This window comes from Desulfobaculum xiamenense, assembly GCF_011927665.1.
GTDB classification, from domain to species: Bacteria; Desulfobacterota; Desulfovibrionia; order Desulfovibrionales; family Desulfovibrionaceae; genus Desulfobaculum; species Desulfobaculum xiamenense.
The window spans coordinates 829,761-854,712 of the sequence record NZ_JAATJA010000002.1; the positions used below are offsets into that span (position 1 = coordinate 829,761).

The window sequence follows — 24,952 nt, forward strand, 5'->3', positions numbered from 1 at the left end:
GTTCACACCTGTGTCCTGTTCAGTCCCGGAGTCTGTTTTCGAGCAGATCGGCGCTGATGAGCGTGACGCGCGTGTTGGTGCGGCCCACGATGCAGCGCATGTGCTGATACCATCCTTCGAGTTCGGCCTCGATGTCGACCTGGAACGTGCCGGAACCGACGGTCACGTACTGGTCTATGGCGAGGAATTCCTCACGCGAGAGGCCGATGTCGTCATTCATGAGATCCGATGGGCTGAGAATCCCCGTACGCTGCCGATAGGCCACGAGGTTTGGGATCACCGATTCGAGCTCCGGCAGAAAGGCCTTCATGACCGAGGCCGGGGCGAAGTTGATGTTTATGGCCGGGTCCTTCTCGCCCCACACGGTGAAGTTGTCGCGCAGCCAGCGCACGTCCGCGTTCTCGAAACCGCGAACCAGAAGCATTTCCTCGGGGCGCGGCAGCAGGGCGTTGCGGGGCGTGTACGGTTTTCCAGTCGAACTATATGCCGATTTTTCGCCACCGTGCAACCTTTCCGCCGTCGTGTCCGCATCCATCCAGTCGAGAAGATTGTCCATGGCGAAGTCCGGCAGTTTTGCGTCGTTCGTGAGGGTTTCAATGGCCCTCTTCACCCGTGCCGAGGCCGCCAGAGCCTCCTCGCCCGCGATGGTGGCGTTTTCGCCCATGAGCGCCCAGTTGAGATTCAGGCGGGCGTTGCAGGGCGTGATGCGTACGGTCAGCCCTGGTCCGGTCCACGTGCTGGCCCAGTCGTCGAGTGGGGTGTCCGCGCCGGAGACGTCGTCGTGCCCAAGCCATTCGATGGCGGCGGTGAGTCCCGCCGCGGCCAGCATGTCCGTACGGTATTCCTTGGTCAGCAGGGCGGGCTCGCGTGCCTGCCGGAAGGCGTTGTCCAGCGCGCCGAGCACGAAGGCCGCCAGCGCCAGCATGCAGATCAGCACGAGCACGAGCACGGCGCCGCGTTGGCCGCAGGGGGCGGGGTGTTTCGTCGGGCAGCCGGTCATTGCTGTTCTTCCGTGCCCGCCAGAACCGGGAGGCGTTCCACGATGGTGACGGGTTCGCCGTCCCCGACGCCCAGCTCGAACCGCACAGCCGTGAAGCGGGGAGCGGCGGACGAGAAGACCGTTGCGGCTGGAAGCCAGCGGCGGTTGATGGCGTCGTAGAGTTCGGCACGTATGCTGGTCACGTGTTCGGCGATGAGCAGTTCGTTTTCGTAGTTCATGTCCTCCACGCTTTCGATGCGTCGGATGGTGCCGCCCGAGAAATCCCATTCCACGTCCACCAGCAGTGGATGCGGCGAGAGCAGCGCATGGGTGGTGGGCAGCCGTAGCGCGTTGGATTCGAAGGTCAGCGTGCGTGCGGCCGCCGCCGTGAAATCCCTGTGCATGAGGCGGCGCAGGCGCGACATTTCGGCCATGGTCTCGCCGCGTTTGCGCAGCATGCCTTCGTGGCGGATGGTGCGGTCCACCGAGGTCAGGACCAGCGCCATGATCATGGTCCCCACCACCAGCGCGACGAGCAGCTCGATGAGCGTGAACCCTGCCGAGGGGTGCGCTTCGCCGCGGCGCGTTGTCATCGCGTGGCTCCCACGCGAGTTTCGTCGCGCAGCCATTCCCATTCGATGGAGGACGCGGGCACCTTCGTGGTGAGCATGTAGTGCCCAAGGCCGTCGAGCTCGCCCACACGGTCGAGCTTCCATTGCGTATCCCGGTTTCCGTCGCGGTCCGCGAAGCCCGACGTGGCCATGCGCAGGCGGGCCGGATAGTCCTCGGCCAGCATGGTCGTTGCGAAATTGAGGTTTGCCCAGATGCCCGCGCTACGGTCCGCGAGGTGGATGATGCTGCTTTGCGCGCTCATGAGGCCGAGCGAGAGCGTGGCCGCCACCATGAGCGCGACGAGCACTTCGAGCAGGGAGAATCCGTTGCGATGGCGTGGCATGTGTCCTCGTGTCAGTCCACGGCGAAGTGTCCGGAAAGCGGGGTGATCTTGAGCGCGGCACCGTTCCCGAGCACGACGCGTACCTCGTCCGTGATTCCGCAGGGGTGGATGTGGAAGACCATGCGCAGTCCGCCGGGGTTCTCGCCGTTGACGAGCATCCTGCTGACGGTCTCGGGCAGTGTCATTTCCGTATCCCGCCAGCGCAGGGTGTCCTCGCCGAGCGCCACCTCGACCGTCTGGGGCAGGCCGTCGCGCAGGGCGGCCTCGCGCACGGCGTCGAGTTGCACGTTGACCGCGTCCAGCGTGCGGGTGAACGCATCTCCGGAGCGGGCGACGTCCAGCCGGGGCAGCAGCATGAACCACCCCATGGCCACCACGGCCATGACCACCAAAATCTCAATGAGCGTCAGGCCGCGTCGTGTGGAGCTGCCTTGGCGCATCATCCCTTCTCGTCGAGGACGCTCAGGTCGCTGTCCTTGCCCGTTCCGCCTTCCTTGCCGTCCGCGCCGAGGCTGACGATGTCGTAATCCGAGCCGTTCGGGCCGGGGGACTGGTAGATGTACTCGTTGCCCCACGGGTCTTTCGGCAAGCCGGTGTTTTCGAGGTAGTCGCCCGCCAGCGCGCCAAGCCCCTGTTCCGTGGTGGGGTAGCGCCCCTTGTCGAGGCGGTAGAGTTTGAGGGCGGTCTCGATGGACTGGATGTCAAGGCGGGCCTTGGTGATGCGCGCCTCGTCCGGCCTGTCCATGATCTTCGGGACTAGGAGTGTTGCCAGAATGCCGAGGATGACGATGACGACCATCAGTTCGATGAGGCTGAAACCCGCGTTCTTGCGGCGTGATCCGCGCAGATGCGTCATGGAGCAGGCTCCTTGGGATGTGTGTTGCCGTCTGGCGTGTCGGGGGTGTCGTCCTCGGCGAGGGGAACGCCTCCCGGCGTGACGTCCGGGCCGATCCTCGTGCGCATGGGCAGCGAGGCGGGGGCAGTGGTGGGCACGTCCGGAGTGGGTTCGCAGTCCTCCCACCATAAATAGAATCCTATACCCGGTATGTACCTGCAAAGCAATAGGTTGTTCCCGGAACGCATGACTGGGTCGGCAAGCGCGTAGGTGCGGTCATCGATGCTGGCGCGTCCGTCAGAAGTGAGTGGGAGGTCCGTCCATTCGGCGTTGCGCGGCATGGTTTCCTGCTCGCCAGTGCGTACGGAGTAGTGGCGGGTGAGTCCGTCGATGTCCCTTGTGCGGATGGTGGCGCGCTCTGCGCTCAGGGCCGCCGAGAGCCGGGGCGTGCCGAAGATCACGCGCTTCACCCAGCTTCTGCGGGGGGCGAGGTGGCACAGCGTGCCGTTTTCGAGCCGGAACGGCGTTTCGATTTCGGTTGGCGGAGCGGGCTGGCGCGTGGCGATGTCGAACCCGGTTGGTGGACCTTCCGGCGGGGTGAGCGTCAGCACCCGGCCATTGAAGTGCGCAGAGGCGAAGGGTCCGCCGGGGACGAGGAAATGCCCCGCCTCGGATGCCGACTCCGTGGACCAGAGCGTCACCCAACCCGCGCTGTCCGCCGCCATGAGCATGCGTTCGCCGGGGGTGAAGGCCAGTGCCAGCGCCCGGTAGCGTAGCGTGCCCGCGTGCGTGAGCGTGCCTGCCGAGGGGCCGAGCCAGAGTCTGTGGGTTTCGTCCACGGCCGCCGCCCATGACCCGTGGCGCGAAACGGCGGCCATGGTGATGGGGCCGGCCAGGCGATGCTCGCCAACCCACATGCATCGCGGCAGGGACAGGACGTGTAGCGTGCGCCCTGCGCGCACCGTGGCGGCCAGTGCAGGGCTTCCTGGCGTCCACGTCAGTAGTCCCACCGGGCCGTTCTCGGGCAGTGCGGCATTTACGGAGCCCGAGGCGTCGATGACGAGCACCGTGCCGTCGGTAAGTCCGGCGGCGATGCCGTCGGCTTCGGTGACGGCGGTCTCGACGTTGCGCAATAGTTCCGTGCGCGGACGCTCGCGGGAGAGAATCATGGCGTGCCGGGCCGTCATCCCCTCGGTCGGCGGGGTGAAGACCGTTTCGACCTGCGAATGCTGGCTGGCGTGGCGCTCGGCAAGGAAGACGCCAAGCGGCGAATTCGTGGGCGGAGCGGTATGCACGATGGGCACCGCGTCGCTTGGCGCTTCGGTTTCGGCGGTGGGGTGGGGCGGCGTGCGCCGTGCGCACGCGCCGAGGGCGAGGCTCAGGGCCAGCAGCACGATTGCGGCGGCGCAGGCCGTGTGGAGGTGTCGGGCGGAGGCGGTGCGGCGTGTCATGGCGAGTCCTCGGGCTGTGCGGTTCAGGTCGGGACGCTAAACGGCCGGTGGAAGTACAGAATGTTGTAGATGAAGTGGAGCAGGATGCACAGCGGCAGGCTGCGGTGGCGATCCCACGTCAGGCCGAAGGCGATGGATGGCGCGAAGGTCAGCGCGGCCCAGAGCGGCGGGTGCGCGATGAGGTGCAGGGCGGCGAAGAGCACGGCGGCCGCCACGTTGGCCGAGCTGAGCGGAAGGTGCTTTCCGGCGGGAAGCACGTGGGCCAGTGTATCCTGCACGCCGAGCCGGAAGACCGTTTCCTCGACGGCGGCCTTGAAGAGCAACGCACCCACCGTGATGCCCGCATGGGGGCGGGGCAGGGCGAAGGCCACTGCGCCCAACGCGACAAGGGCCAGGAACAGCGGATCGCGTAGGCCGCGCCCGAAGCGGAGTGCCTGATCGAGTACGGGGTGCGTGTTGTCTTCGTGTGTCATTTTTCGATGCATTGGCAAAATCGTATTCCGGCTCCGCGATGTTGGCGTTTTCGCCGCTGGAACGCGTTGCGAGTTTGTGCAGGAAATCTGGAACGCTATTGTGGTAATCTCTCAAATCGCTTATATGGTGGTTTGATGGAGAAGCCTCTCATTACGGAGGTATAGCACAAAAACGATGAAGTTCAATACGTTGAAATGGGTGTGGCCCATACTTGTGGGATTGTCGGCCGCTTATGCGGCCGGAGCCTTCGCCGTGCCGGTGGATGTTCCGCCCCGCCCCGAACGCGGTGGGGATGCCCCTGCCGTGGCGGCGGAGCGGAATCGGCTGGTGGCCGACATTCGCGAGCGCAATCTGCTGGGGCTGGCCATCCCCGCCCCGGCCGTCGCTGCGGTGGCGGTTGCCGCGCCGGTGGGCGTCGATCCCGCCTCGTGGCGGCTTATGGGGACGGTGCTCGGCGAGCCGTCGGTGGGGTTGTTTCTCGTCGGTGGTGAGTTCAAGGCTCTTGCGCTGGGGCACGACGAGCAGGGCTGGACCCTTGCCGCCGTGAACGCCACGGGTGTGCTGTGGCGACAGGGCGCGGTCGAGAAATCCGTCGATCTGCGCGATCAGGCTGCGACCCCGCTGGCCATGGAGGTCCGCCGCTCCGTGGAGGTGAGCCTCGACGGCGAGAAGGTCGCGCCCTACCTGCGCGACCCCACCCAAATGCTCAACCACGCGAATTTCAAGCCTTATCGCGAGAATGGGGAGGTCATCGGCTTCCTCGTCAACAACATCAAGAAGAAGTCCATCCTGCGCACCATCGGATTGCAGGACGATGACATCCTCATCCGTATCAACGGCCGCCGCATGGACGGCCCGCATAAGTTGCTCATGGCCTATGGAGAGATGAAGCCCGGAACCACCGTGACCGTGGACGTGCGGCGCGGGGGCGAGGTGAAGACGTTCCTGCTCAATATCGACTGATCGTGAGGCCGGTACGTTGCCGGTACAAGCTGAAGCGCAGGGGGAAGCACGAGATGAGACACGCGTTCGGGACCGCCTTTCTGAGTTGCCTGCTCCTCACACTCCTTTCCGGCGCGGCGCTGTGCCAGGAGGGAAAGAACGTACAGGCCAACCTCGATAACATCCTCATTGGCGATCTGGTCAAGTTCGTGGCCAACTACACCGGGAAGAACTTCGTCTACGACGAGCGCATCCCCGAGCAGCGGGTCAGCATCTACTCCAAGGAGCCGGTCAGCGAGGCCGAGCTGATGACCATTCTCCGCCACATGTTGCTACTCTCCGGGTACGACGTGGTGGTGAAGGACGACGTGCACTACGTGGTGCGCCGGGGGCAGGTGAAGGAGATCGGCGACACGCTCTATCCGCAGCTCGGCCCCGGCGGAGACGACGAGCGCATCACCGTGTTCTACAGGCTGGAGGGCGGGCTCGACCCCAAGACGGCGGCCGATCTGGTCAAGACCATGGTCAGCCCCGACTATGGCGCGGCGCTGCCGGTGCCGCAGGCGCGGGCACTGCTCATCAGCGACAAGCGGCTCATGGTGCAGCGCATGGTCGAGGTGCTCGACTCCGTGCCCATCACCCGGCCCAACTGGGTGCTGGAACTCATTTCCCTCGAAAAGGTGAAGGCCATGGACGCCCAGCGCCTGCTGGCGAAGTTCTATGGTGACCTCGAAGCCAAGGGCTTCAGCGGCGAGCCGCCCCTGAGCTATGTGCTCGGCTGGTCCAACACGGTTCTGGTGGCCGGTCTGCCCGCGCAGGTGACCGAGGTGAAGAAGCTGTTGCACCGCATCGACACCGGCGAGGAAGTGACCTCGAACTACAAGATTTATCGGCTCAAGAATTCCAAGGCCAGCGCCGTGGCTGAAGTTCTTTCCGCGCTTGGCGCGAAGCTTGAGGAGTCGTCCCTGAATTCGTCTGGCGAATCGTTGGGGGCGGAAGGTGACGGCGCAAAGGGTACGTCCTCGCGCTCGTCGCACAAGAAGGAGCGCGAGGAGGAGAGTTTCCTCGTCTCCGCCGATGTGGACACCAACACCCTCGTCGCCCTTGGCGACCCGGATTTCCTTGCGCGGGTGGACGCCATCGTGGCTGAACTGGACCGTCCGCTGGATCAGGTCTTCGTGGAGGCGCTCATCCTTGAAACGAGCCTCGAAAACGCCCGCAGCTTCGGCGTGGAATGGTTGGCCGGTGGCGGAGGCAGCAACATCGGCGGCAGCATCGGCTTCGTCGACAAGGACGGCTCCCTGCTCAACTTCCAGGCTCCGACGCTCAAGGAGGATCCTGAAAGCCCGGCCTTCTCCGAATTGCCCGGCGGATTCACCCTTGGCGTGTTGGGCGACGTGGTGACCTACGACGGCGTGCGCTATCCGTCTCTCGGGGCGCTCATTACATACCTCAAGTCCGCTACGGGCGTGAACATCCTGTCCACACCGCAGATTCTCACCGTGGATAACTCTGAGGCCGAAATCTTCGTTGGTGAGGAGCGTTTCGTGACCGAGGGCAAGACCGTCACCGACGGCGGTAACTTCCAGACCCAGTATCGCGAGAAGGAAATCGGCGTGAAGCTCCGCGTGACTCCGCATATCAACGCCGAGGATGGACTCATCCATATGGACGTCTATCAGGAGGTGTCCAACGTCGTTCAGTCCCTGACGAAGGAGGTGAGCCTGCCGGTGACAACCAAGCGCAACACCAAGACCTCCGTGCAACTGCTCAACGGGGCGACTATGGTCATCGGCGGTCTGATTCAGGACGACTTGAACCGCAGGCAGAAGGGTGTGCCCGGCGTGTCGGACGTGCCGCTTCTGGGGTGGTTATTCAAGACGCGCGGTACGTCGGCCACCAAGCGTACGCTCATGCTCTTTGTGTCCGCGCGCATCGTGCATACCAAGGACGATGCCGAACGTCTGAGCCGTCGCAAGATCGACGAGGCGCGCCGCCAGACGCGCGAGGTACAGGACGCCATCAATCAGGAGTTCGACCTCGATGAGGACGAGATTCCTCCGAATCCCGTGGACGAGAGCATCCGCACGTTCGGTACCGAGGGCGAGCTTCCGAAGCCGCCTGCGGATGCCGGTGCCTTGGCACCCGCCGCACGGGGCGAGGTGGATGAAACACCCATTCAGGAAGGGAACTGAGCATGCCCGTTGGCGAAATCAGGCTGGAGAGCCTGCCGGACGCGGCGGTGAAGGCCTACCTGTCCTTCCCGCAGCGCAACGAGTTCCTGCCCGTGGGCATGGATGACGAGCAACTGACGGTGTGGGTGCTCAAGGAACGAGCGCTGGCGCAGGCCGACTATCTGGGCTGGATGCTCGGGTGCGGCCTGCGTACGGAGCTGGTGCCCGAGGAGAGCTTCTACCCCGCCCTCGAAGAGGCACTGGCCCTGTGGGAGGAGGAGGGCGAGCAGGACGGCGCGGACCACGACGACATCGACATCGGCGACGACAGTCAGGAACTGCTGGGCTGGGGGCACGACGACGCGCCCATCGTCCGCCTCGTCAACAAGACCATCCAGCAGGCCGTGAGTCAGGGCGCGTCGGACGTGCATTTCGAGGCCAGCGAAGGGCGTTTCATGACGCGCTTCCGGCTGGACGGCGTGCTGCACACCGTGCGGCAGCTAGATCGGCGGCTGCAACCCACGGTCCTCGCGCGGATTAAGGTCATGGCCGAGATGGACGTGGCCGAAACGCGCGCCCCGCAGGACGGACGCATCCGCGTGCGCGTGGGGCACAAGGACGTGGACATTCGCGTGTCCACGGTGCCGACTCTCAAGGGCGAGAAGGCCGTGCTGCGAATTCTCGACCGCTCCAAGACCGTGCTTTCGCTGCCGGACCTCGGGCTGGAAGGCGACAATCTCGCGCTGTTTCGGCAGGCCGCGTCCGCGCCGCACGGCATCCTCCTCGTCACCGGTCCCACCGGCAGCGGCAAGACGACGTCCCTCTATGCGGCGCTGTCGGAACTGGTGAACGAGACGAGCAACATCATGACCGTCGAGGACCCGGTGGAATATCATCTCGACGGCGTGAATCAGGTGCAGGTCAACCGCGCTGCGGGCGTGACCTTTGCCGGGGCCATCCGCGCCTTCCTGCGGCAGGACCCGGACATCATCCTCGTCGGCGAAATCCGCGACGAGGAGACGGCCAGCACGGCCATTCAGGCCTCGCTCACGGGCCACCTCGTGCTGGCGACGCTGCATACCAACGATGCGCCCACCGCCGTAACGCGCCTTCTGGAAATGGGCATAGAGCCGTTTCTCGTGGCGTCGTCCCTGTCTCTGGCCATGGGCCAGCGCCTTGTGCGGCTCAACTGTCCGCAGTGCGCCACGCGGCGTCCCGTGGACGAACAGACGCGGCGGCTTCTGGGCGAGGCCGGGGCCGCAGTCATGGAGCAGGTCGTTTCCGAGGGGTGCGAGCACTGCATGCGCACGGGCTTCCGGGGGCGGCAGGGTATCTTCGAACTTCTGCCCGTGGACGAGGGGCTGCGCAGCCTTATCCTCGCCAAGTCCAGCGTGGACAGGCTTCAGGACTACGCGCGTGGTAAGGGCTTTGTGACCATGCTCGAACACGGGTTGAAGCTCGTGGCCGCCGGACGAACCACAGTGGAGGAAGTACTGCGCGTCACGCGTCTGTGAGGGCGTGGCGCACGCGGGATGCTCCGGGCGCTTCGCACAGGCGGATGAGCAGTGCCGTCAGCCCCGCCAGCAGCGCCGCTCCGGCCTGTGGTGACAGGATGTGGTAGCGCCTGCCGTGCTCGGACACGGTCCAGAATCCGTCACTCTGCACGAAGGACAGCACCATGCGTCGTGCGCCGTCGACGACCGGGAAGGGATCGAAACCGCCGTCCGGCGCGTGGTGGAACAGGAACCTGCCATCGGCAAGGGCCGCCGCGCAGGCGAATGCTGTCAGCCCCGCCAGCGCGAGCGCCACGGCTCGGCCCGCCTGCCGTGTGCGCCGCGACACGTTCAGCCCGAATCCGAGAATCCGCGCCGCCACCATCCCCATCGCCGCGCCTGCGAGATTCAGCAGGCAGTCGTTGAAATCGAGATATTTCGTATAGTGCGCATTGAGCGCGAACTGGGCGAATTCGTCGCCGAGGCCGAGCAGGGCGCATGCGACGAGGACTGCGGCCGCGTCGCCAAGCCCCGCGAACAGGAGCGCGCCGAGTATCGCGTACTGGGGAAAGTGGATGCGCTCCACGTTGGTGACGATGAGCGTGGCGTCCAGCGCGAAGGCCAGAACGAGCAGCGCCGCCCAGAGCGTGGCGTTGCGGCGCAGGTCCGCGCGGGGGCCGAGGAGCGGGACGGCAGCAAGCGCCGCGACGCTCGCGATGCTCATGGCGTTTAGCGCGTGTTCCATGGTCTGCCGGCCGAAGGTTTCGAAGAGGACGCCGTAGGCTTGGCTCACGATGTCATGACCGGCTGCGGACGCCGCCCAGTAGGCGAGTGCCGCGGCGATCCACGGGAGGGGATGGTGACGAAGCTCGGTGCACGGCGGACTGGTCATGGGTGGAGGCTCCTTGCCGTGGTTCTGTGCGTGCTGTGCGTCGGTTGCGCGGCGCATGGACCGAAGGCGGGACACGATCTCATCGTACCGGATGAGGCGGCCGGAGCCAAGGAAGCCGCCCTGCGCGTGGAGCGTGTTCTTGCCGATGCCGGGGACAACGCGCCGGAACTTCTCCAGTTTCTCAATCTCTACGAACCGGGCACGCCGCGTCACCGCGCCGCGTGGTTTCTCGTCGCGAACCTGCCCGTGGCCGACGCTGTGTCCATGAGCGCCGACGAGTTGGCCGAGTACGTGGATTACGCCTTCATCGCCCGTGGCGCCACGCCATGGGGCCCGTCCATCCCGTGGAGCATCTTCCTGCGCTACGTGGTGCCTCACCGCAGCGCGCAGGAACCGGCCCAGCCCCATCGCCGCCGTTTCTTCGAACAGCTTTCGCCCATGGCCGTGGCCAGTGGCGATATTCGCAGGGCCACGCTGGCCGTGAACCGTTGGCTGTTCTCGCGGGCGGGCTACGCTCCAAGCTCTCGGCGCGATCAGGGCGTGATGGATACCCTGCTTCGCGGGTCCGGGCGCTGCGAGGAACTGGCCATCGCGTTCATCGCGGCGTGCAGGGCGGTGTGCATTCCGGCCCGGCCATGCCTCGTGCCCGCGTGGCGACATAGTGACGGCAATCATCTGTGGGTGGAGATATGGGCCGAGGGCGGCTGGTGGCCCATCGGCGCAGGCGAGATGGATTCCGATTTCGGCGTGGGCTGGTTCATTCCGCCTGCCCTTAGCGCGGCGGTGGCCATCGCGCCCGCCTACGGGAACGGCCCTTCGGATGAGCCCGTCTTTGCGACGCGCAGGGGATGCACCGTCTACAACCGCACGGAGCACTACACGCCAAACGGAACCATCGCCGTGGAGATTTTCGACGAGGGGCGGCCCGTGCCCGCAGCCGAAGCCATTGTCTTCGTGCCCGAAGGCGGGGGATTTCGGCGGCTGGGGCGCATCGTCTGCGACGGACGGGGCCGGGGGGCCATGGACGTGGGCGGCGGCGACTACCTGCTGGGTACGGGGCGTGACGGGCGTACGGATTATGCGTGGGTGCGCGTGGAGGCGGGCGGCTTTGGCGGCGCGTCCCTCGACCTCGCGCGTGAACGCCTGCCGGAGGGCGACCGCTGGGTGCGTTTCGCACGGTATCCGGACATCGCGCAGGCGCTCGGCTCGGCGTACGAGGCCATCCGCGCCGCCCGCAGCGAATACATGAACGTGGTCGAGGCGCGGCGCTTGCACGAGTTCGCGGCCATCGCGGGCATCACTTCGGCGGTCATGGAGCGCGGTGGTCTTGCGCGACGCGACGAGGCCATGGTGCAGGTCCGCGCCGCCGGGCGGCGCGGATACGAGGTGCTGCGCCTCCTGACGCGCTCCGATGCTGCGGACGGTGAAACGCTTCTGGACTGCCTGCTTGGCATGAGCGCCAAGGATCTCGTGGCTATGGACGTGGACGCGGCGGCCGACGAGGCGCGGCTCATCGCCGGGCTTCGCGGCGTGTCCGGTGAGGGGGACGCCGCCTTCGCCGCCTTCGTCATGCCCGGACGGGTGGACGACGAGCCGCATTCGCATTGGCGACGGGCCTTTGCCGAGCGTTTCGCGTCGCTTGCGGGGCGCAAAGCGCCAGTCGTGGCCACGGCTGCAGTGCTGGCTGCGGGAGAGCTACGGGTGGTGGAGTCCGGTCCTCTCGGACCACCGCTGACGCTACTCCAGAATCTGGAAACCGGTCTGGCGGCGGGCAGGCGTGAGCGCGCGGCCTTTGCCGTGGCGATCCTGCGCAGCCTCGGGCATCCGGCGCGGATGCTACGTGATGCGGATTGGGCGGAATATTTGGACGGCGGGCGTTGGTGGCCGCTGTATCCGGGCCGTGCGGACGCGATGGACGATGCCCGTGTGGCCGCATGGTACGGCGAGCGTGGCGAGCTGGAGCTGCGTCTTGAGGACGAGGAGGGCCGTGTGGCCGGGGCTGCGGCCGTCTACGGGCGGGATATGCTGCTGGCGCGTCCGCTGCTCGATGGCGGCCTTGAGCCGCTGGACGATCCGGACATGCGTTATGACGTCGCGCGTGGGGCCACGGTGTTCAGCCTGCCCGCCGGGCGCTACCTGCTGACGCTGGTGCGGCGGGATGCGCAGGGGCAGCCCTACGTTCGCATCCGCACGGTGGACATCGCGCCGGGGGGCGGCGTGTCCGTAGTTCTGCCGTTGGATCTTCCGGCGGGCGGCCCGCCTGGCGATCTCGGCTAGGGCACCGTGGTTATTTGACCAGCGTGGTCAGGTTGAAGATGGGTTCGAGGATGGCCACCACGATGAAGGCGATGACGAGGCCCACCCCGAGGATGAGCAGCGGCTCGGCAAGGGCGACGATGCGTTTGAGCACGTTGTCCACGTCGCGCTCCATGATGCCCGTCACGCGGGTGAGGAACGGGCCGAGTTGGCCGGTGCGCTGGCCCGAGGCGAGGGTGAGGATGTAGACTTCGGGAAAGATGCCCTGCGCTTCGAGAACCTTGTCCAGCGGACGCCCGGCGGCGACCTCCTGTCGCGCTTCGAGAATCTTTGCCCGCAGGAAGGGCGACGGCACCGCCCGCGCCGAGCTTTCCATGGCCTGCACCAGCGGGATGCCCGCCTCGATCTGGAAGCCGAGCAGGCCCGAGAAGCGGGCGAGCAGGAACTTTTGGACCACGGGAATCCGCCACGTCATGCGCGAGAGCAGAAGCCCGGCCGCAGGGATGCGCCGCACCGCCGCCACAGCGCCGAGCGCGAGGGCGAGCGGAACGAGGAGCACGCCCGCGCCGAGGGATTCCATGACCCCGCTCACGGCGAGAAGCATGCTGGTGGTGGCGGGGAGCTCGCTGCCCGATGCCTGAAAGATCGTGGCGATCTTGGGGAGCACGTTGGCCAGCAGGAACCACACCGCGCCAAGCCCCACACACAGGATCACCCCCGGATAGGCCATGGCGGTGGCCAGACGCCCCTGCACCTCGCTGCGGCGCTCTTCGTTGCGGGCCACCTGTTCGAGCACTGCGCCGAGGCGTCCGGTGCTTTCCGCGACGCGGATCATGCCCACGTACACGGCCGGAAACTGGCGCGGATAGTCCTCCAGCGCGCGGGAGAAGGGCGTGCCCTGTTCCACCTTGTCGCGGATGTCGAGCCAGATGCGCGAGCCGCGCCCCGTGGTCATTCTGCCGATGAGGTCGAGGCCCTTGGCGAGGGAATGCCCGCTCTGGATGAGGATGCCGAGGTAGTAGAACGATTCCGAGATGCGGATGCCGCCCTTGCCGATGAGGCGGGACAGCATGGCCCCCGGCCTGGCGGAGCCGCCCTCGGCCACCGGCGAGAACTTGAGCGGCGTCAGCCCCTTGTCGCGAAGCATCGTCATGGCGCGTGCGGGGCTGTCCGCCTCCACGTATCCCTTCGTCTTCCGGTTGTCGGCGTCGAATGCAACGTAGTGGAATGTGGGCATGCTCGTGTGTGAACCTTTCGTATTTCAGGAAGTTTTGTTGACAGATTGACCGAATATCTTCTTAATATGTGAGAATCGGATTTGTCCCTGACACTCTGACGGCATGCGTCGATTGTTCCGCTTTTCGTCCTGCCCGAACATGTGCGGGAGGGCGGTCACACGACACGGTACATGCTTTTTGCGGAAAAAGGCAAGCCAGGCTTCACGTTACGCGGGAGGTTCCAGGTGCGTTTTCGCGGTGAGATGGTGCTCGTGGCCCTCTGGGTGTGCATTTCCTTCTGTGCCGGATTTGGCGTTAGGGCGCTGGATGCGCCCAAGTGGGACAGGCCGGACCTGTTCGTCGACGGGCGGCGGGTCATGGCCACGCATGATGCCTATGCGTGGCTGGCCGGAGCGCGAGGCGTCGGCCTTGGCACCGGAGCGCCGCTGGCGCGCGTTGTCGAGGTCGTCTCCGGTGTGACGGGGGCGGAGCCGGAATCGGTCGGCTTTTGGGCACCGGCCGTGGCCGGGGGGCTGGTCTCCGTCGTCGCGGCCCTGTGGGCGCTGGCTCTTGGCGCTCCGGAGGCCGCGCTGTGCGCCGGAATGCTTTCGTCCCTCGCTTCGGGATATTTCCTGCGTAGCCGCCTCGGCTACTATGACACGGACATGGCGACGCTCCTGTTTCCGCTGGCGCACTGCCTGCTTCTGGCGGTGTGGCTTTCGCCGTGGCTGCGTTCGCCGCTGACAATCCTCACCCGCAGGCCGGACTCCGATCCGGACAGCGAGCCGCCCGGACCGGGCTGGCCCTTCGGCATCGGCGCGACGGCCGTGCTGCTGGGCGGGCAGTGGCATCACGACATTCCCAATGCCTATGCGGTGTCGTTCATCATTTCGGCGGGCCTCGTGGTCCTGCTCGGGTATCCGCGCTACCGTACGCGCCTGATGCTGGGGCTGTGCATCTACGGGCTGGCCGCCTTGCACGGCATGATCGGGCTTGCCCTCGCGGCGGGGCTGTCTGTCGCGCTGCTCATGCGTCCGCAGTGGGAGCTTTTGGCCACGCGCCGTAGCGCGCTGGTGGCGGGATTCCTGCTCGCGGTGCTGGTGCTGGCTCCGCCGGTCCTTGGCCTAGGCGGTTCCGTGGCGAGCAAGGTGCAGCTCTATGCCAAGGCCTCGGCCGTGGACCTTTGGGACGCCTCCCAGCGCGAGGCCGACGGGGCGCAGAACGCGTCCGCGCCGGTGTATCCCGACGTGGTCCAGAGCATCATTGAGGCCGGAAACGTCACCCCTTCGGAAACCATTGAGCGCATGGGCGTTTCGACATGGGCGGCCGTGGCCGGACTGGCGGGCTTCGCCGTGCTGGTGATCGTGCGGCCATCGGCGCTGTTCCTGCTGCCTCTGGCTATCCTGTCGTTTTTTGCCATGAAGTTCGGGTCCCGGTTCTCGATGTTCGGCGGCCCGGTGGTGGCCATCGGGCTGGCCGTGCCGCTGGCGCTGTGGCTGGCCCATGGCGGCGGCGTGCGCCGACGCGTGCTTGCGGGTGTGGTGACCACGGGCATCGGCCTCGCGGCGCTCATCCCGGCCGTCTCGGGCTATGCGGACATTCCCGTGGCCTCCGTGCTGCGCCCCCAGCACGCGCAGGCACTTGAACGGCTCGAAGAGACTCCTCGCCACTCCGTGATCTGGACGTGGTGGGATTACGGCTATGCGACGATGTTCTATGGCGGACGGTGGACCTTCGCCGACGGCGCGCGTCATACGGGGCGTTTTCTGTATCCGCTGGCGCGCGTTCTCGCCACGCCAAGCCCGATGCAGGCGGCGCAGATTATGCGTTACAGCGCCATCTTCCGTGGCGAGCCGTGGGACAAGTGGGACCGCATGAGCGCCGAGGACGTGCGGGATTTCGTGGATTCCCTCGCCACGCAGGAGATTGTTCCGCCGATTCCCGTTCCGCGCTATCTCGTGGTGGCGTGGGAGAATTTGGCGTTGGCCTCGTGGATCACCTACTTCGGATCATGGGACCCCGTGGCAGGAACCGGGCGGCATGCCCTGTGCCGCATGCTGCGCGGCGACTTCAGTGTGGATTTCGAGACCGGCATCCTGACTATGGACGGCTCGTCCGTGCGGCTCGCCACTGTGGACGAACTGACGGGGGAGGGGCGGGACTACCACTCCTATGGCGGCGGGCGGCTGCATCTGGTCATCAACGAACCGGCCTCGCAGGCGTTCGTGATGGATGATGCGGCGTATCACAGCATGCTGGTGCAACTGCTCATCACTCCGCCGGGAGAGAAGGGGCTGGAAGGCTCCTTCCGGCTGGTACACGAGGGTTTTCCGTTCGTGCGCATCTACGAGGGACTGTAGCGCCATGCGGATTCTGCATCTCGGCAAGTACTACGCCCCGCATGCGGGGGGCATCGAGAACTTCGTGGCGGACCTCGCTCGTGAGCAGGTTCGCGGCGGCGACGAGGTCATGGTCCTCGCTCACGGGGATCGGCCGTTCGCGCCGCCCCTCACGGAGGTCATCCACGGGGTACTCGTGCGCCGGGTGCGGACTTTCGGAACCCTTGTGCACACGCCGCTTTCGCCGGGCTTCGGCTGGGAGCTGGCGCGTGCGCTGCGTTCGTTTCGACCCGATGTGGTCCATGCCCATGTGCCGAACGTCTCGGCGTTCTGGATGCTGTTGGCTCGCAAGTCCATTCCGCTGGTGCTGCACTGGCACTCCGACGTGGTGCCCTCGGCGCACGATGCGGGGCTGCGCCGCCTCTACGCTCCCTATGCCGTATTCGAGCGCATGCTGCTTGAGCGGGCGGACGCGGTGATCGCCACGTCCGCACCGTACATGCAAACCAGCGCCGCCCTGCGGCGGGTGCGTGGCAAGTGTCGAGTGGTGCCGCTTGGCGTCGCTCCTGAGCGCGTGGAGTTTTCCCTTCGGGAGCGAGATGGCGCGGGGCGCGGCCGGGTGCCCATGGTGCTCGCGGTGGGGCGGTTCGCCTACTACAAGGGCTTCGAACATCTGGTCCATGCCATGCGTGGGCTGGAGGACGCCCGGCTGGTCATCGCCGGGGACGGACCCATGCGTGGGCGTGTCGAGGCGTTGGTGGACGCGCTGGAGCTTGGCTGCCGCGTGTCGCTGCCCGGTCGGGTGAGTGATGAGGAATTGCGGCGGCACTGGTCGGAGGCGACGGTGTTCTGCCTGCCGTCCATCGAGCGGACCGAGGCTTTTGGGGTGGCCATGGTCGAGGCCATGGCCTACGGGCTGCCGGTTGTATCGACGGACATCCCCGGTTCCGGCGTCGGGTTCGTCAACCACCATGGCGTGACGGGACTGGTGGTCCCGCCGGGAGACGCTTCCGCGCTTGCGGACGCCATCGGCACACTGCTTGATGATGCTGCCGGTCGCGAGGCAATGGGGCGTGCGGCCCGCAAGCGCTTCGACGAATTCTTCCACATAGGTCCGGTGCGCGAGAGCGTTTCGGACGTGTACGGCGAGCTGCTCGGGCATGTCGCGATGCCCCTGCGGCAAACGGCGGAGGCGCGATGACGGCGATGCGGCATGCGACATGGGGATGGACGGCCCTCTTCGTTCTCGCCTTTGCCTACGGGCTGGCGAGTTTCGTGGACGATTGGCTCTTCCTCGGCAGTCAGCCGCTGTTCCTCTACAACGGTGCGCCCATGCTCCGCGCCACGGACGGCTATCATTTTCTCGATCTGGCCCGTGGTGTGTTCGAGGGCCGCGCCGCGCCCACGGCGGTGCCGCTTCTTTCCGCCTTGACGGCGTGGGTGGCGATGCTTTCCGGCGTGGGGCTTGAAACCGTGGCCTGCCTCGTGCCGCCGGTGGTGGCCTCGCTGACGGCGTGCGTCTATGTGCTCTGGGGGCGGACGCTGACCGGGAATCCCGGTGCGACGCTCATCGCGGCGGTCATCGGGCTGTCCGTTCCCTACTGGCACGTGCGGGCCAACGTCGGCTACCTCGACACGGATTGCCTGAACATTCTGCTGGTCGGGCTGGGATGCTGGCTGTTCATGCGCTTCGAGACCGACACCGGGCAGCGGCGCTTCGTGTGGCTGGGCCTCATGTGTGCGGTGCTTGGCGTCTTCGTGTGGTGGTGGCGGGCCGGGGCGGCGGTCTTCGCCGGGCTGGTGGCCTGCTGCCACGTGCTGTCGCTGCCGTTTGCGACCACTCGCGCACAGCGTGCCTCGCGCATCGCCCTTGCCGCACTCATGGCCTGTGGGTTGGCGGCGTATCTCGTGGGCGGGTTGGCGGTTTTTCCCGTGTGGGCCGTGGTGCCCATGGAGGCCGCGCTGAACCATTTGCATCTCGTGATGCATGGGGAGGAACTGGTCTATCCGTCGGTCGCCGTCTCCATTGGCGAACTCAAGCCGCCGGACTTTTCGGAGATATCTGGATACGTGGGCGGCTGGCTTCCCGCGTTTCTCGTGGGAATGATCGGTGCCGGGCTGGCGGTGTGGCGCAGACCGAGACAGTGTCTGTATTTGCTGCCGCTTGCTGTGCTTGGCACCATGGCCTTCCTTTCCGCGCGCTTCATGCTGTTTCTGGTGCCCGTGGTAGGGATTGGCGTTGGCGTGGCGGTTCATGAGGCGTGGGTCCTTGCGGCGCAGGTGCGCAGGTGGCGACGCGTCGCGCAGGGGGCGGTGGCGCTGGTCGCTCTGGGCGTTGTGTCGGTGCCGGTCATGGGGGCCTTCCACAGCGCGACACCGCCCGTATTCGCTAAGCCCGAGGCGCTTCTCGCGTCGGTCCTGCGCGAGGCTCCGGCCGGGGACACGGTGGTCTGGGCGTGGTGGGACTACGGCTACATGCTCAAGTATTTTTCGGGGCGTAGGCCCTATTTCGACGGTGGCAGTCAGGACCCCGTCAACACCTTCACCGCCGCATGGGCGCTGGCCGCTCCGGACGAGGCGCAGGCGCGCAACCTGATGCGCTTCTTCGCCGCGCGTGGGCCGGGGGCGCTGGGCTACATCCAGATGATGCTCGGCACGCCGGAGCGCACAGTGGAATTCCTGAAGACGGTCTTCGCCGAGGGGGCGGACGTGCCGGGCATCCTTGCCGGGTATGGATTGCAGCAGCCGGAGCTTGCCGAATTTCTGTTCCCCGAGGCGGACGTGTATGTGTACCTGCCCATGAGTTCCATGGATAAGGCCCCGTGGATCTATTATTTCGGGCGCTGGGACGTGGGCGGCGGACAGGGCGTGAAGCCGGTCTTCGAGACGTTGCCGCGCTCCGAGTACCGCCTGCGCCTGCGTAGCGGCCGGCTGGTGGGCGGCGGCACGGACCGCGCGCTGTCCTGCGTCATCCATGTGGGACCGGACGGGGTCGGCGTGCGGCGTTTCGACGCCGGGGGCGAGGCGGCTGTGGTGGACATCGCCGCGTTGCCGCACCTGTTCCTCGTCGATGGCGCGTATCTCGACACCACGTTGTTTAGGCTGCTGTTCATCCAGCCCAACGGAACGCGGCATTTCCGTCCCGTGGTCTACGATTCGAGGTTTGGAGGCGTATGGCGGGTGATCTAGGCATACTGCGGCGCTGCGAGACGGTGGGACTCGACGAGAGCAGGCCCCTGCTGGTCCTCGGCTGGGTGCTCTTTCTCGCGTACCTGTGCGCCGTTCTCTATGTCCAGCATTGGAACACCGCCGACAACGCCGCGAACTTCGCGGAGGAGGGACGTCCGCTCCTGCGCAATCTCGATGGGTACTACTACCTGCGCCTCGCGCGGGAGATGAACGAGGGTGTGTACGCGCCCGTGGACGAACTTCGCGGCGCGCCAAGGCCGTATCCGCCGCCCCTTCTCGCTGCGCTGACGGCGTGGGTCCATAACGGCGTTGGCGGGAGCTACGAGGCCGCGGCCTACGAACTCCCCCCCATGCTCGCCATGAGCCTTGCGCTGCTGCTCATGCTGGCGGGGCGAATGCTCGGGAATGCGTGGACGGGACTGGTGGCGGCGTTCGCGGCCTTTTGCGCGGAGCACTGGATGATTCGCGCCGGACCGGGATTCTTCGACACGGATTGCCTGAATCCGTCGCTGGTGCTCGCCGCCGGGCTGTTTCTGTACGGATTCGTGAGCGAGCGGGGACGCGCCCGCTGGTGGCATTTCGGATTCATGGCCCTCACGTGGACCGTGCTGGCGGCGTGGTGGCATGCGTGGGTGGCTCCGGCAGCGGTTGCGGCCGTAGCCTATGCGCTGACCGGGCACCTTCCGGTCCATCGCTTCGAGCGCGGGGTGAAGCTCATCATCGCCGCCGCGGCCGTGGCCTGTGTGGGCTTTCTGGCACTGTACCTCGGCGGGGTGGTCGATACCGGGCCGCGCATGCTGCTTTCCGCCGCAGACCATCTGCGGCTGGTGGCGGGGATGGATGCTTCGTCCATGCCGGACGTCGGGCGTTCGGTGCAGGAACTCGGGACGGCGGACATGCAGGACGCCGGGGCGGCCATCCTTGGCGGCTGGGGGGCGGTGTGCCTTGCTTTGGTCGGGCTGATCCACCTTTCGGTCCGCCGACCGCTGTTCGTGCTCTGTCTGCTGCCGTGCATGGCGCTTGGCGCGGTGAGTGTGTTCTCGTCGCGGTTCTACATCTTCGCCACGCCGGTGCTTGCGCTTGGATACGGGCATCTGGCCGTCTCCGCGGCGCGGCTGTTCCGCATGCCGCAGTTGGCCGCCGTGCCCGGCCTGCGCGATGCCATGCTCGCTCTCGCCTTTGTCGCGCTACTGGCCCCCGGCATGGTTCGCTGCGCCACGCGCTGGGTCGGCCCCGCCGTGAACGCGGGGGACGTGCAAGGCATCCGGGCGCTCGCCTCGGAGATGCCCGCTGGCGGATGGGTCTGGAGCTGGTGGGACTACGGCTACATGATCCAGAACTACGCGGGGTTGCCCACCGTGTGCGACGGCGGGCGCACCGGACCGGGGCTGCTCTTCGCCACGGCCTATCCGCTGGCGCAGGACGATCCGGGAACCGCGGCGCGCTGGATGCGCTTCATCGCGCGCCATGGCGAGGGTGGTATGGACATCCTCGCGGAGGTACTCGGGGGGCGCTCTGGCGTTCTCGCGCTGGTGGACGAGGTGTTCGCCGATCCGCAGGGTGCGCCGCAGGCCTTTGCGCGGCGGGGAATACCGTGGGGCGACGACCTGCGCGAGTTTCTGTTTCCGGATATCGCCGTGGGGGTGTTTCTCAATGGGCGGACCCTCGATATGGCCTACTGGTGGGACTATTTCGGACGCAGGGCGCCAAGGGGCATTGATCCCACGGGGCGCGGGTTCGTCATCGACAGGCAGCCCCTCGCCGAGCTTGTCCCGGACCGGGCGGCCGGGCGCGTGCGCTACGCGGGGCGGGGGGATGTGGAGGTCGGCGGCATGGTGGATGTGCGGGACGGGCAGGTTGCCGTGACGGAGACGGGGCAGCCGGGACCGGTGTTCATAGCCGTCCATGACGAGAAATTCGGGTATTTCGTGAGCAGGAGACTGTTCGATAGCGTTGCGCTGCGTCTGCTGTTTCGGCCGGAGAGCACGCGTGGGCATTTCAGGGCCGTGAGCGTGCGGCCGGGGCACGGCGGCGCGTGGCGCGTGATCGGGGAGGCATCGTGAGCGACAACGCGAGATGTCCGGTGATCGTAGTGGTTCCCGCCAGAAACGAGGAAGCCTGCATCGCGGAGGTGGTGCGGGGCATTCTTGCCGTTCCCGGCGTGGAGGTCATGGTCGTTGATGACGCCAGCGATGACGAGACGGCGGCCCGAGCCCGTGGCGCGGGGGCGGGAGTTTTGAGCCTGACGCTACGCCTTGGGGCGTGGGGGGCCTTGCAGACCGGGATGCGCTACGCGCAGGAGAATGGCTACGGCGTGGTCGTGAGCATGGACGGCGACGGCCAGCATGATCCGGCGGACATCCCCATGCTCCTTGCCCCGGTGCAGGCTGGCGAGGCCGATGTGGTCATCGGGGCCTGCGTGGAGCGCGGTAGCCTGCTGCGGCGTTTCGCGTGGTGGCTGTTTCGCAGGGTCAGCGGGTTGCGCATTCGCGATCTGACGTCGGGCTTCAGGGCCTACGGGCCACGCTGCGTGGAACTGCTGGCCTCCAGCGCGGCGACCCTGTTGGATTATCAGGACATGGGCGTTCTGCTCCTGCTTCAGAATGCGGGACTGACCATCGTGGAGCGCCGGGTGCAGATGTGCCCGCGTGCCAGTGGTCATTCCCGCGTGTTTCATACATGGCGCGCCGTGGCCTCGTACATGGCGCTGAGCCTTGTGCTGTCGGCAACGCGAACGACGTACGGCAGCCGAGTCCGGGGACTTGTGCGGTCCCGTGGCGGAAGGGGGCAATCATGATTTCCTATCAGCTCACCACGGCGTCCATAGGCATCGCCTTTGCGGTGTGCGTCCTGTTTCTCGTCGGCAAGGACCTGCTGCATACGCGCTATTCGCTCCAGTGGCTCGTCGTCGCGGGGATCGTCATCCCGCTGGCCTTCGTTCCCCGTCTGTCCGACTGGGTGGCCCAGCATCTCGGCGTGGCGTATCCGCCAACGCTCATCCTGCTTCTGGCCCTCGTGCTGCTCGGCGTGAAGTGCCTGGTCATGGATATTGACCGCTCAAGGCAGGAGCGGGACCTGCGTCGCCTCATCCAGAAGGTGGCGCTCCTTGAAGGCGGGCGCAGGGAGCGTTCCGATTCGGACTGACGCGTCCGCGCGATTCGCATGTAAAGGGGGTGGCCAGTTTGGACCACCCCCTTTTTGCGTGTATTGACATGGGCTTGGAATGTTTTGCGATTTGGATGACGATGTATTTTTTCAGTAAAAATGGGTTGTTGAATGCAATATACTTCAAAACATATGTAGTGATAGTAAGTTACGAGGTAAGATGTGTAGGCATGTTTATCCAAAAAGTGTTGAGTGACGCATATTTTTTGAGGTGCGTATTGAATCGACATGAAAAGTAAGGTAAAGTGGTCGCTATGTGTAGGCTAATGCGCTGCATTCATTGGCTTATGCATGGTGTTTGTTGGAGTTGTGGCGTTTGTGGGAAGTTTTTCCAATCAAATCGAGGGGTAGGCTCTGTTCGCAAGGCAATAATTTTCAACATACAAAGGAGAGGTGGCGATGAGGAAGAAACGGTTGGTTTGGCTGCTCACTGTGAGCTTCGTTGTGATGGCGAGTGCCGCGCTCGCGGGAACGCCCCCGTCGATCCTGAATGGCACCAAATGGACATTCACCGGTATCCAGTTCACGGGTGAATCGAACACGACCTCCACTCCGTCCGTCTTCTGGGGAGGGGATATCCAATCCTATGCGCCGAACGATGACCCGACCACGACGACCCAGAACAACGGCTTCGGTACCGCGTCGACCGCGGACGTGACGGTGTTCAACTTCGCCGGCACCTCCACCACGGACATTGCCGCTGGCGCTGTGGACTTCGCCAACAACGCCACGAAGTGGTACGGTGGCTCGTGGGCCTTCGAGGGCGATCCCGGCAACCTGACTGACGACGACTGGGATGGAACCACCAATTCCTACGGTCTCGACGGTCTCGTCCGCCTGGACAACTACGCCCAGAGCGTCGACAACACCACGGACTACTTCGACTACAACTTCATCAGCAATCAGGACTTCAGTCTGTTCGCGGGCATCGGTCGCACGCCCATCGACAGCACGGCAATGCCGTTTGCCGATGGTCCGAGCTTCGGCGTGATGTTCCAGAACCAGTCCATCTCCAACAACACGACCTTCGGGTCGTCCACGTGGTACTACTATGCCTACGCCGCCGAAGGCGATGGTGACGACGATGGCGCTGCCTACCTCGGCACCCTGACCTTCAACGACGGCGCGTGCAAGCTGTACAAGTTCGACACCGGTTCGAGCACCGGCGCCGCTGTCAGCACCGAAACCACCTTTAACAGCACCGTGACCACCGGCTACGTGGAAGTGACCACCACCGGCACGGCGCCCATCAAGCTGTTCTCCAAGGCCAATCTGAGCAAGAACGGCAACATCCTCGCGGGTTACGGCGTGGACGCCAACGCGCGTCTGCTGCACGCCATCGCCCTGAAGGACGCCGAACTCCTTGCGCAGACCGACTTCGATAACGACTCCAAGACGTTCGTTGGCATTGGCAAGGGCTTCGCCAGCGCGGTTTCCAGCGAGAGCAACGCGACCGCACAGGGCCGCATCGGCAAGTTCCTGCTGTCCGACAATGAGGTGACCGACGGTAACGCGACCTACGTGTGCTGGAACGCCACCTCCGATGACGCCAACGGGACCACCCTCTCGCTGGCCGACATGGACGAGATGACCTTCAGCGTGGCCACGTCTTCGAGCCTCGCTGGCGTAACCCACGGCAACGCAACCCTGCTCGACGCGAGCGACGGTTACTTTGCGCACTTCCTTGGCCGCAAGGTTGACGACGTGGTCGTCGGCATCTGGGTTGCGGCTGGTACGTCGAACTCCACCACGGCCTACGGCGCGGCAGGCGACAAGACCCTTGGCATGGTCGTCATGACCGATGTGGCCTTCGTTGTTCCCGCTGCCACGGCTACCACTTCGGCGGACATCACCACGATCCTGAGCGCCTTCGGCACTCTGGCCTCCGGCGTGACCGTGCGTGCCGCAACGGCCATCGACACGAGCAACATTCCTTCCGACGCCAGCGCGGTGCTGAACAAGTCCTCCGATGACCTCGTGACGCAGTTCGGCCTGTCCAGCAGCGCCGTGGTCACGAACCTGACCTCCTTCGTGGCGACCCTGCCTGCGGCGACCAACCCCGGCGATCTGTGCATCTTCCAGCGCGCGATCGACGGCTCGCAGGTCCATGGCAAGGTTCCGTCCGAGATCGGTACCTACACGAAGTTCTACACCGCTGCCCGTGCGGCCGTGAGCGGCGTCTCGTCCGCCCAGACCGCCAACAGCACGTCGTCCTTCACCTACAACCCGGGCACCAGCACCCTGGCCGAAGGCCAGTACTGGCTGTCGTTTAGCACGGCGCCTGGCTACTTCATCCCGAGCAACTTCCAGCTCAACCAGGCCTTCGACTACAACCTGTACTTCACCATCGCCGACAATGGTGCGTACGATGCCGACACCACGGCCGATCAGATCACCGATCCGAGCGGCTTCGTGAGCGGCGTGTCGTCCACCTCCGGTGGCGGTGACGGTGACGGCGGCTGCGTGTTCAACCCGGCTGCCGCATGGAGCATCGAACTGGTGCTCATGCTTCTCGTGCCCATCGCCTATCTCGTCCGCAGAAAGAGATAAGCACAAGCCACAACGCAAAACATGAACCTCAACCAGGGCCG

20 protein-coding genes are annotated in these 24,952 nt (G+C 65.7%); 11 read left to right on the top strand and 9 right to left on the bottom strand.

The annotated features are described in order from the left end of the window. Window positions 1-19 precede the first annotated feature (19 nt). Genes GGQ74_RS11560 through mrtJ form a run of 7 tightly spaced genes read right to left on the bottom strand, consistent with a single transcriptional unit; the run spans window position 20 to window position 4,693 of the window. Entirely contained in the window at window positions 20-1,000 is a 981-nt protein-coding gene (locus GGQ74_RS11560) for a type II secretion system minor pseudopilin (RefSeq protein ID WP_167941696.1), read from the bottom strand. After that, the gene (locus tag GGQ74_RS11565; RefSeq protein WP_167941697.1) at window positions 997-1,572 is read right to left on the bottom strand and encodes a PulJ/GspJ family protein; all 576 of its coding nucleotides are present in this window, start codon (window positions 1,570-1,572) and stop codon (window positions 997-999) included. The genes GGQ74_RS11560 and GGQ74_RS11565 overlap by 4 nt, the downstream gene beginning before the upstream one ends. Further along, on the bottom strand, window positions 1,569-1,934 hold the full coding sequence (locus GGQ74_RS11570; protein ID WP_167941698.1) for a type IV pilus modification PilV family protein: 366 nt from the start codon (window positions 1,932-1,934) through the stop codon (window positions 1,569-1,571). Before GGQ74_RS11570 ends, GGQ74_RS11565 begins: the two co-directional genes overlap by 4 nt. Window positions 1,935-1,945: 11 nt before the next feature. Continuing rightward, entirely contained in the window at window positions 1,946-2,377 is a 432-nt protein-coding gene (locus GGQ74_RS11575) for a pilus assembly FimT family protein (RefSeq protein ID WP_167941699.1), read from the bottom strand. Then, on the bottom strand, window positions 2,374-2,790 hold the full coding sequence (gene gspG / locus GGQ74_RS11580; protein WP_167941700.1) for a type II secretion system major pseudopilin GspG: 417 nt from the start codon (window positions 2,788-2,790) through the stop codon (window positions 2,374-2,376). The genes GGQ74_RS11575 and gspG overlap by 4 nt, the downstream gene beginning before the upstream one ends. Further along, window positions 2,787-4,220, bottom strand: a complete 1,434-nt coding sequence (locus tag GGQ74_RS11585; protein WP_167941701.1) for a WD40 repeat domain-containing protein — start codon at window positions 4,218-4,220, stop codon at window positions 2,787-2,789. The genes gspG and GGQ74_RS11585 overlap by 4 nt, the downstream gene beginning before the upstream one ends. Before the next feature lie 23 nt (window positions 4,221-4,243). Further along, complete coding sequence (gene mrtJ / locus GGQ74_RS11590) at window positions 4,244-4,693, bottom strand: JDVT-CTERM system glutamic-type intramembrane protease MrtJ (RefSeq protein WP_167941702.1); 450 nt, start codon at window positions 4,691-4,693, stop codon at window positions 4,244-4,246. A gap of 175 nt (window positions 4,694-4,868) precedes the next feature. Here mrtJ and GGQ74_RS11595 point away from each other — a divergent pair, with 175 nt between their 5' ends. The 3 genes from GGQ74_RS11595 to GGQ74_RS11605 are packed head-to-tail and all read left to right on the top strand — an operon-like array spanning window position 4,869 to window position 9,324. Then, window positions 4,869-5,657: a PDZ domain-containing protein gene (locus GGQ74_RS11595; RefSeq protein WP_167941703.1), complete on the top strand. Its 789-nt coding sequence runs from the start codon at window positions 4,869-4,871 to the stop codon at window positions 5,655-5,657. A gap of 53 nt (window positions 5,658-5,710) precedes the next feature. After that, window positions 5,711-7,831, top strand: a complete 2,121-nt coding sequence (gene gspD / locus GGQ74_RS11600; RefSeq protein ID WP_167941704.1) for a type II secretion system secretin GspD — start codon at window positions 5,711-5,713, stop codon at window positions 7,829-7,831. 2 nt (window positions 7,832-7,833) lie between these two features. Next, window positions 7,834-9,324, top strand: a complete 1,491-nt coding sequence (locus GGQ74_RS11605; RefSeq protein ID WP_209280163.1) for a GspE/PulE family protein — start codon at window positions 7,834-7,836, stop codon at window positions 9,322-9,324. Here GGQ74_RS11605 and GGQ74_RS11610 read toward each other — a convergent pair. Beyond that, window positions 9,311-10,195, bottom strand: a complete 885-nt coding sequence (locus GGQ74_RS11610) for a VanZ family protein (protein WP_167941705.1) — start codon at window positions 10,193-10,195, stop codon at window positions 9,311-9,313. The genes GGQ74_RS11605 and GGQ74_RS11610 overlap by 14 nt on opposite strands. An 18-nt stretch (window positions 10,196-10,213) precedes the next feature. Between GGQ74_RS11610 and GGQ74_RS11615 the strand changes: the two genes are divergently transcribed. After that, window positions 10,214-12,472, top strand: a complete 2,259-nt coding sequence (locus GGQ74_RS11615; RefSeq protein WP_167941706.1) for a transglutaminase domain-containing protein — start codon at window positions 10,214-10,216, stop codon at window positions 12,470-12,472. Between the two features lie 10 nt (window positions 12,473-12,482). On the opposite strand, the gene GGQ74_RS11620 is transcribed toward GGQ74_RS11615, so the two are convergent. Next, window positions 12,483-13,688 carry a type II secretion system F family protein gene (locus GGQ74_RS11620; protein WP_167941707.1) on the bottom strand — a complete coding sequence of 402 codons (1,206 nt, stop codon included), beginning with the start codon at window positions 13,686-13,688 and terminating at the stop codon, window positions 12,483-12,485. A 225-nt stretch (window positions 13,689-13,913) separates the two neighbouring features. Between GGQ74_RS11620 and GGQ74_RS11625 the strand changes: the two genes are divergently transcribed. From GGQ74_RS11625 to GGQ74_RS11655, 7 genes are all read left to right on the top strand, one after another. Then, a complete protein-coding gene (locus GGQ74_RS11625) occupies window positions 13,914-16,028 on the top strand; it encodes an STT3 domain-containing protein (RefSeq protein ID WP_167941708.1) in 2,115 nt (704 codons plus the stop codon). 4 nt (window positions 16,029-16,032) lie between these two features. Then, the gene (locus GGQ74_RS11630) at window positions 16,033-17,208 is read left to right on the top strand and encodes a glycosyltransferase (protein ID WP_167941709.1); all 1,176 of its coding nucleotides are present in this window, start codon (window positions 16,033-16,035) and stop codon (window positions 17,206-17,208) included. Beyond that, window positions 17,205-19,196, top strand: a complete 1,992-nt coding sequence (locus GGQ74_RS11635) for an STT3 domain-containing protein (RefSeq protein ID WP_167941710.1) — start codon at window positions 17,205-17,207, stop codon at window positions 19,194-19,196. Before GGQ74_RS11630 ends, GGQ74_RS11635 begins: the two co-directional genes overlap by 4 nt. Beyond that, window positions 19,181-21,259: an STT3 domain-containing protein gene (locus GGQ74_RS11640; RefSeq protein WP_167941711.1), complete on the top strand. Its 2,079-nt coding sequence runs from the start codon at window positions 19,181-19,183 to the stop codon at window positions 21,257-21,259. The genes GGQ74_RS11635 and GGQ74_RS11640 overlap by 16 nt, the downstream gene beginning before the upstream one ends. Continuing rightward, window positions 21,256-21,993 carry a glycosyltransferase gene (locus tag GGQ74_RS11645; protein WP_167941712.1) on the top strand — a complete coding sequence of 246 codons (738 nt, stop codon included), beginning with the start codon at window positions 21,256-21,258 and terminating at the stop codon, window positions 21,991-21,993. Before GGQ74_RS11640 ends, GGQ74_RS11645 begins: the two co-directional genes overlap by 4 nt. Then, window positions 21,990-22,340 (top strand): DUF2304 domain-containing protein, encoded by a 351-nt coding sequence (locus GGQ74_RS11650; protein WP_167941713.1) that lies wholly within the window; start codon window positions 21,990-21,992, stop codon window positions 22,338-22,340. Before GGQ74_RS11645 ends, GGQ74_RS11650 begins: the two co-directional genes overlap by 4 nt. 420 nt (window positions 22,341-22,760) lie before the next feature. Then, window positions 22,761-24,911 carry a hypothetical protein gene (locus tag GGQ74_RS11655; protein ID WP_167941714.1) on the top strand — a complete coding sequence of 717 codons (2,151 nt, stop codon included), beginning with the start codon at window positions 22,761-22,763 and terminating at the stop codon, window positions 24,909-24,911. Window positions 24,912-24,952: the final 41 nt, after the last annotated feature.

Excerpts from the sequence above, each read along its gene's own strand:
- GGQ74_RS11560 (WP_167941696.1), bottom strand. The coding sequence starts at position 1,000 with ATGACCGGCTGCCCGACGAAACACCCCGCCCCCTGCGGCCAACGCGGC.
- GGQ74_RS11565 (WP_167941697.1), bottom strand. The coding sequence starts at position 1,572 with ATGACAACGCGCCGCGGCGAAGCGCACCCCTCGGCAGGGTTCACGCTC.
- GGQ74_RS11570 (WP_167941698.1), bottom strand. The coding sequence starts at position 1,934 with ATGCCACGCCATCGCAACGGATTCTCCCTGCTCGAAGTGCTCGTCGCG.
- GGQ74_RS11575 (WP_167941699.1), bottom strand. The coding sequence starts at position 2,377 with ATGATGCGCCAAGGCAGCTCCACACGACGCGGCCTGACGCTCATTGAG.
- gspG (WP_167941700.1), bottom strand. The coding sequence starts at position 2,790 with ATGACGCATCTGCGCGGATCACGCCGCAAGAACGCGGGTTTCAGCCTC.
- GGQ74_RS11585 (WP_167941701.1), bottom strand. The coding sequence starts at position 4,220 with ATGACACGCCGCACCGCCTCCGCCCGACACCTCCACACGGCCTGCGCC.
- mrtJ (WP_167941702.1), bottom strand. The coding sequence starts at position 4,693 with ATGACACACGAAGACAACACGCACCCCGTACTCGATCAGGCACTCCGC.
- GGQ74_RS11595 (WP_167941703.1), top strand. The coding sequence starts at position 4,869 with ATGAAGTTCAATACGTTGAAATGGGTGTGGCCCATACTTGTGGGATTG.
- gspD (WP_167941704.1), top strand. The coding sequence starts at position 5,711 with ATGAGACACGCGTTCGGGACCGCCTTTCTGAGTTGCCTGCTCCTCACA.
- GGQ74_RS11605 (WP_209280163.1), top strand. The coding sequence starts at position 7,834 with ATGCCCGTTGGCGAAATCAGGCTGGAGAGCCTGCCGGACGCGGCGGTG.
- GGQ74_RS11610 (WP_167941705.1), bottom strand. The coding sequence starts at position 10,195 with ATGACCAGTCCGCCGTGCACCGAGCTTCGTCACCATCCCCTCCCGTGG.
- GGQ74_RS11620 (WP_167941707.1), bottom strand. The coding sequence starts at position 13,688 with ATGCCCACATTCCACTACGTTGCATTCGACGCCGACAACCGGAAGACG.
- GGQ74_RS11630 (WP_167941709.1), top strand. The coding sequence starts at position 16,033 with ATGCGGATTCTGCATCTCGGCAAGTACTACGCCCCGCATGCGGGGGGC.
- GGQ74_RS11635 (WP_167941710.1), top strand. The coding sequence starts at position 17,205 with ATGACGGCGATGCGGCATGCGACATGGGGATGGACGGCCCTCTTCGTT.
- GGQ74_RS11640 (WP_167941711.1), top strand. The coding sequence starts at position 19,181 with ATGGCGGGTGATCTAGGCATACTGCGGCGCTGCGAGACGGTGGGACTC.
- GGQ74_RS11650 (WP_167941713.1), top strand. The coding sequence starts at position 21,990 with ATGATTTCCTATCAGCTCACCACGGCGTCCATAGGCATCGCCTTTGCG.
- GGQ74_RS11655 (WP_167941714.1), top strand. The coding sequence starts at position 22,761 with ATGAGGAAGAAACGGTTGGTTTGGCTGCTCACTGTGAGCTTCGTTGTG.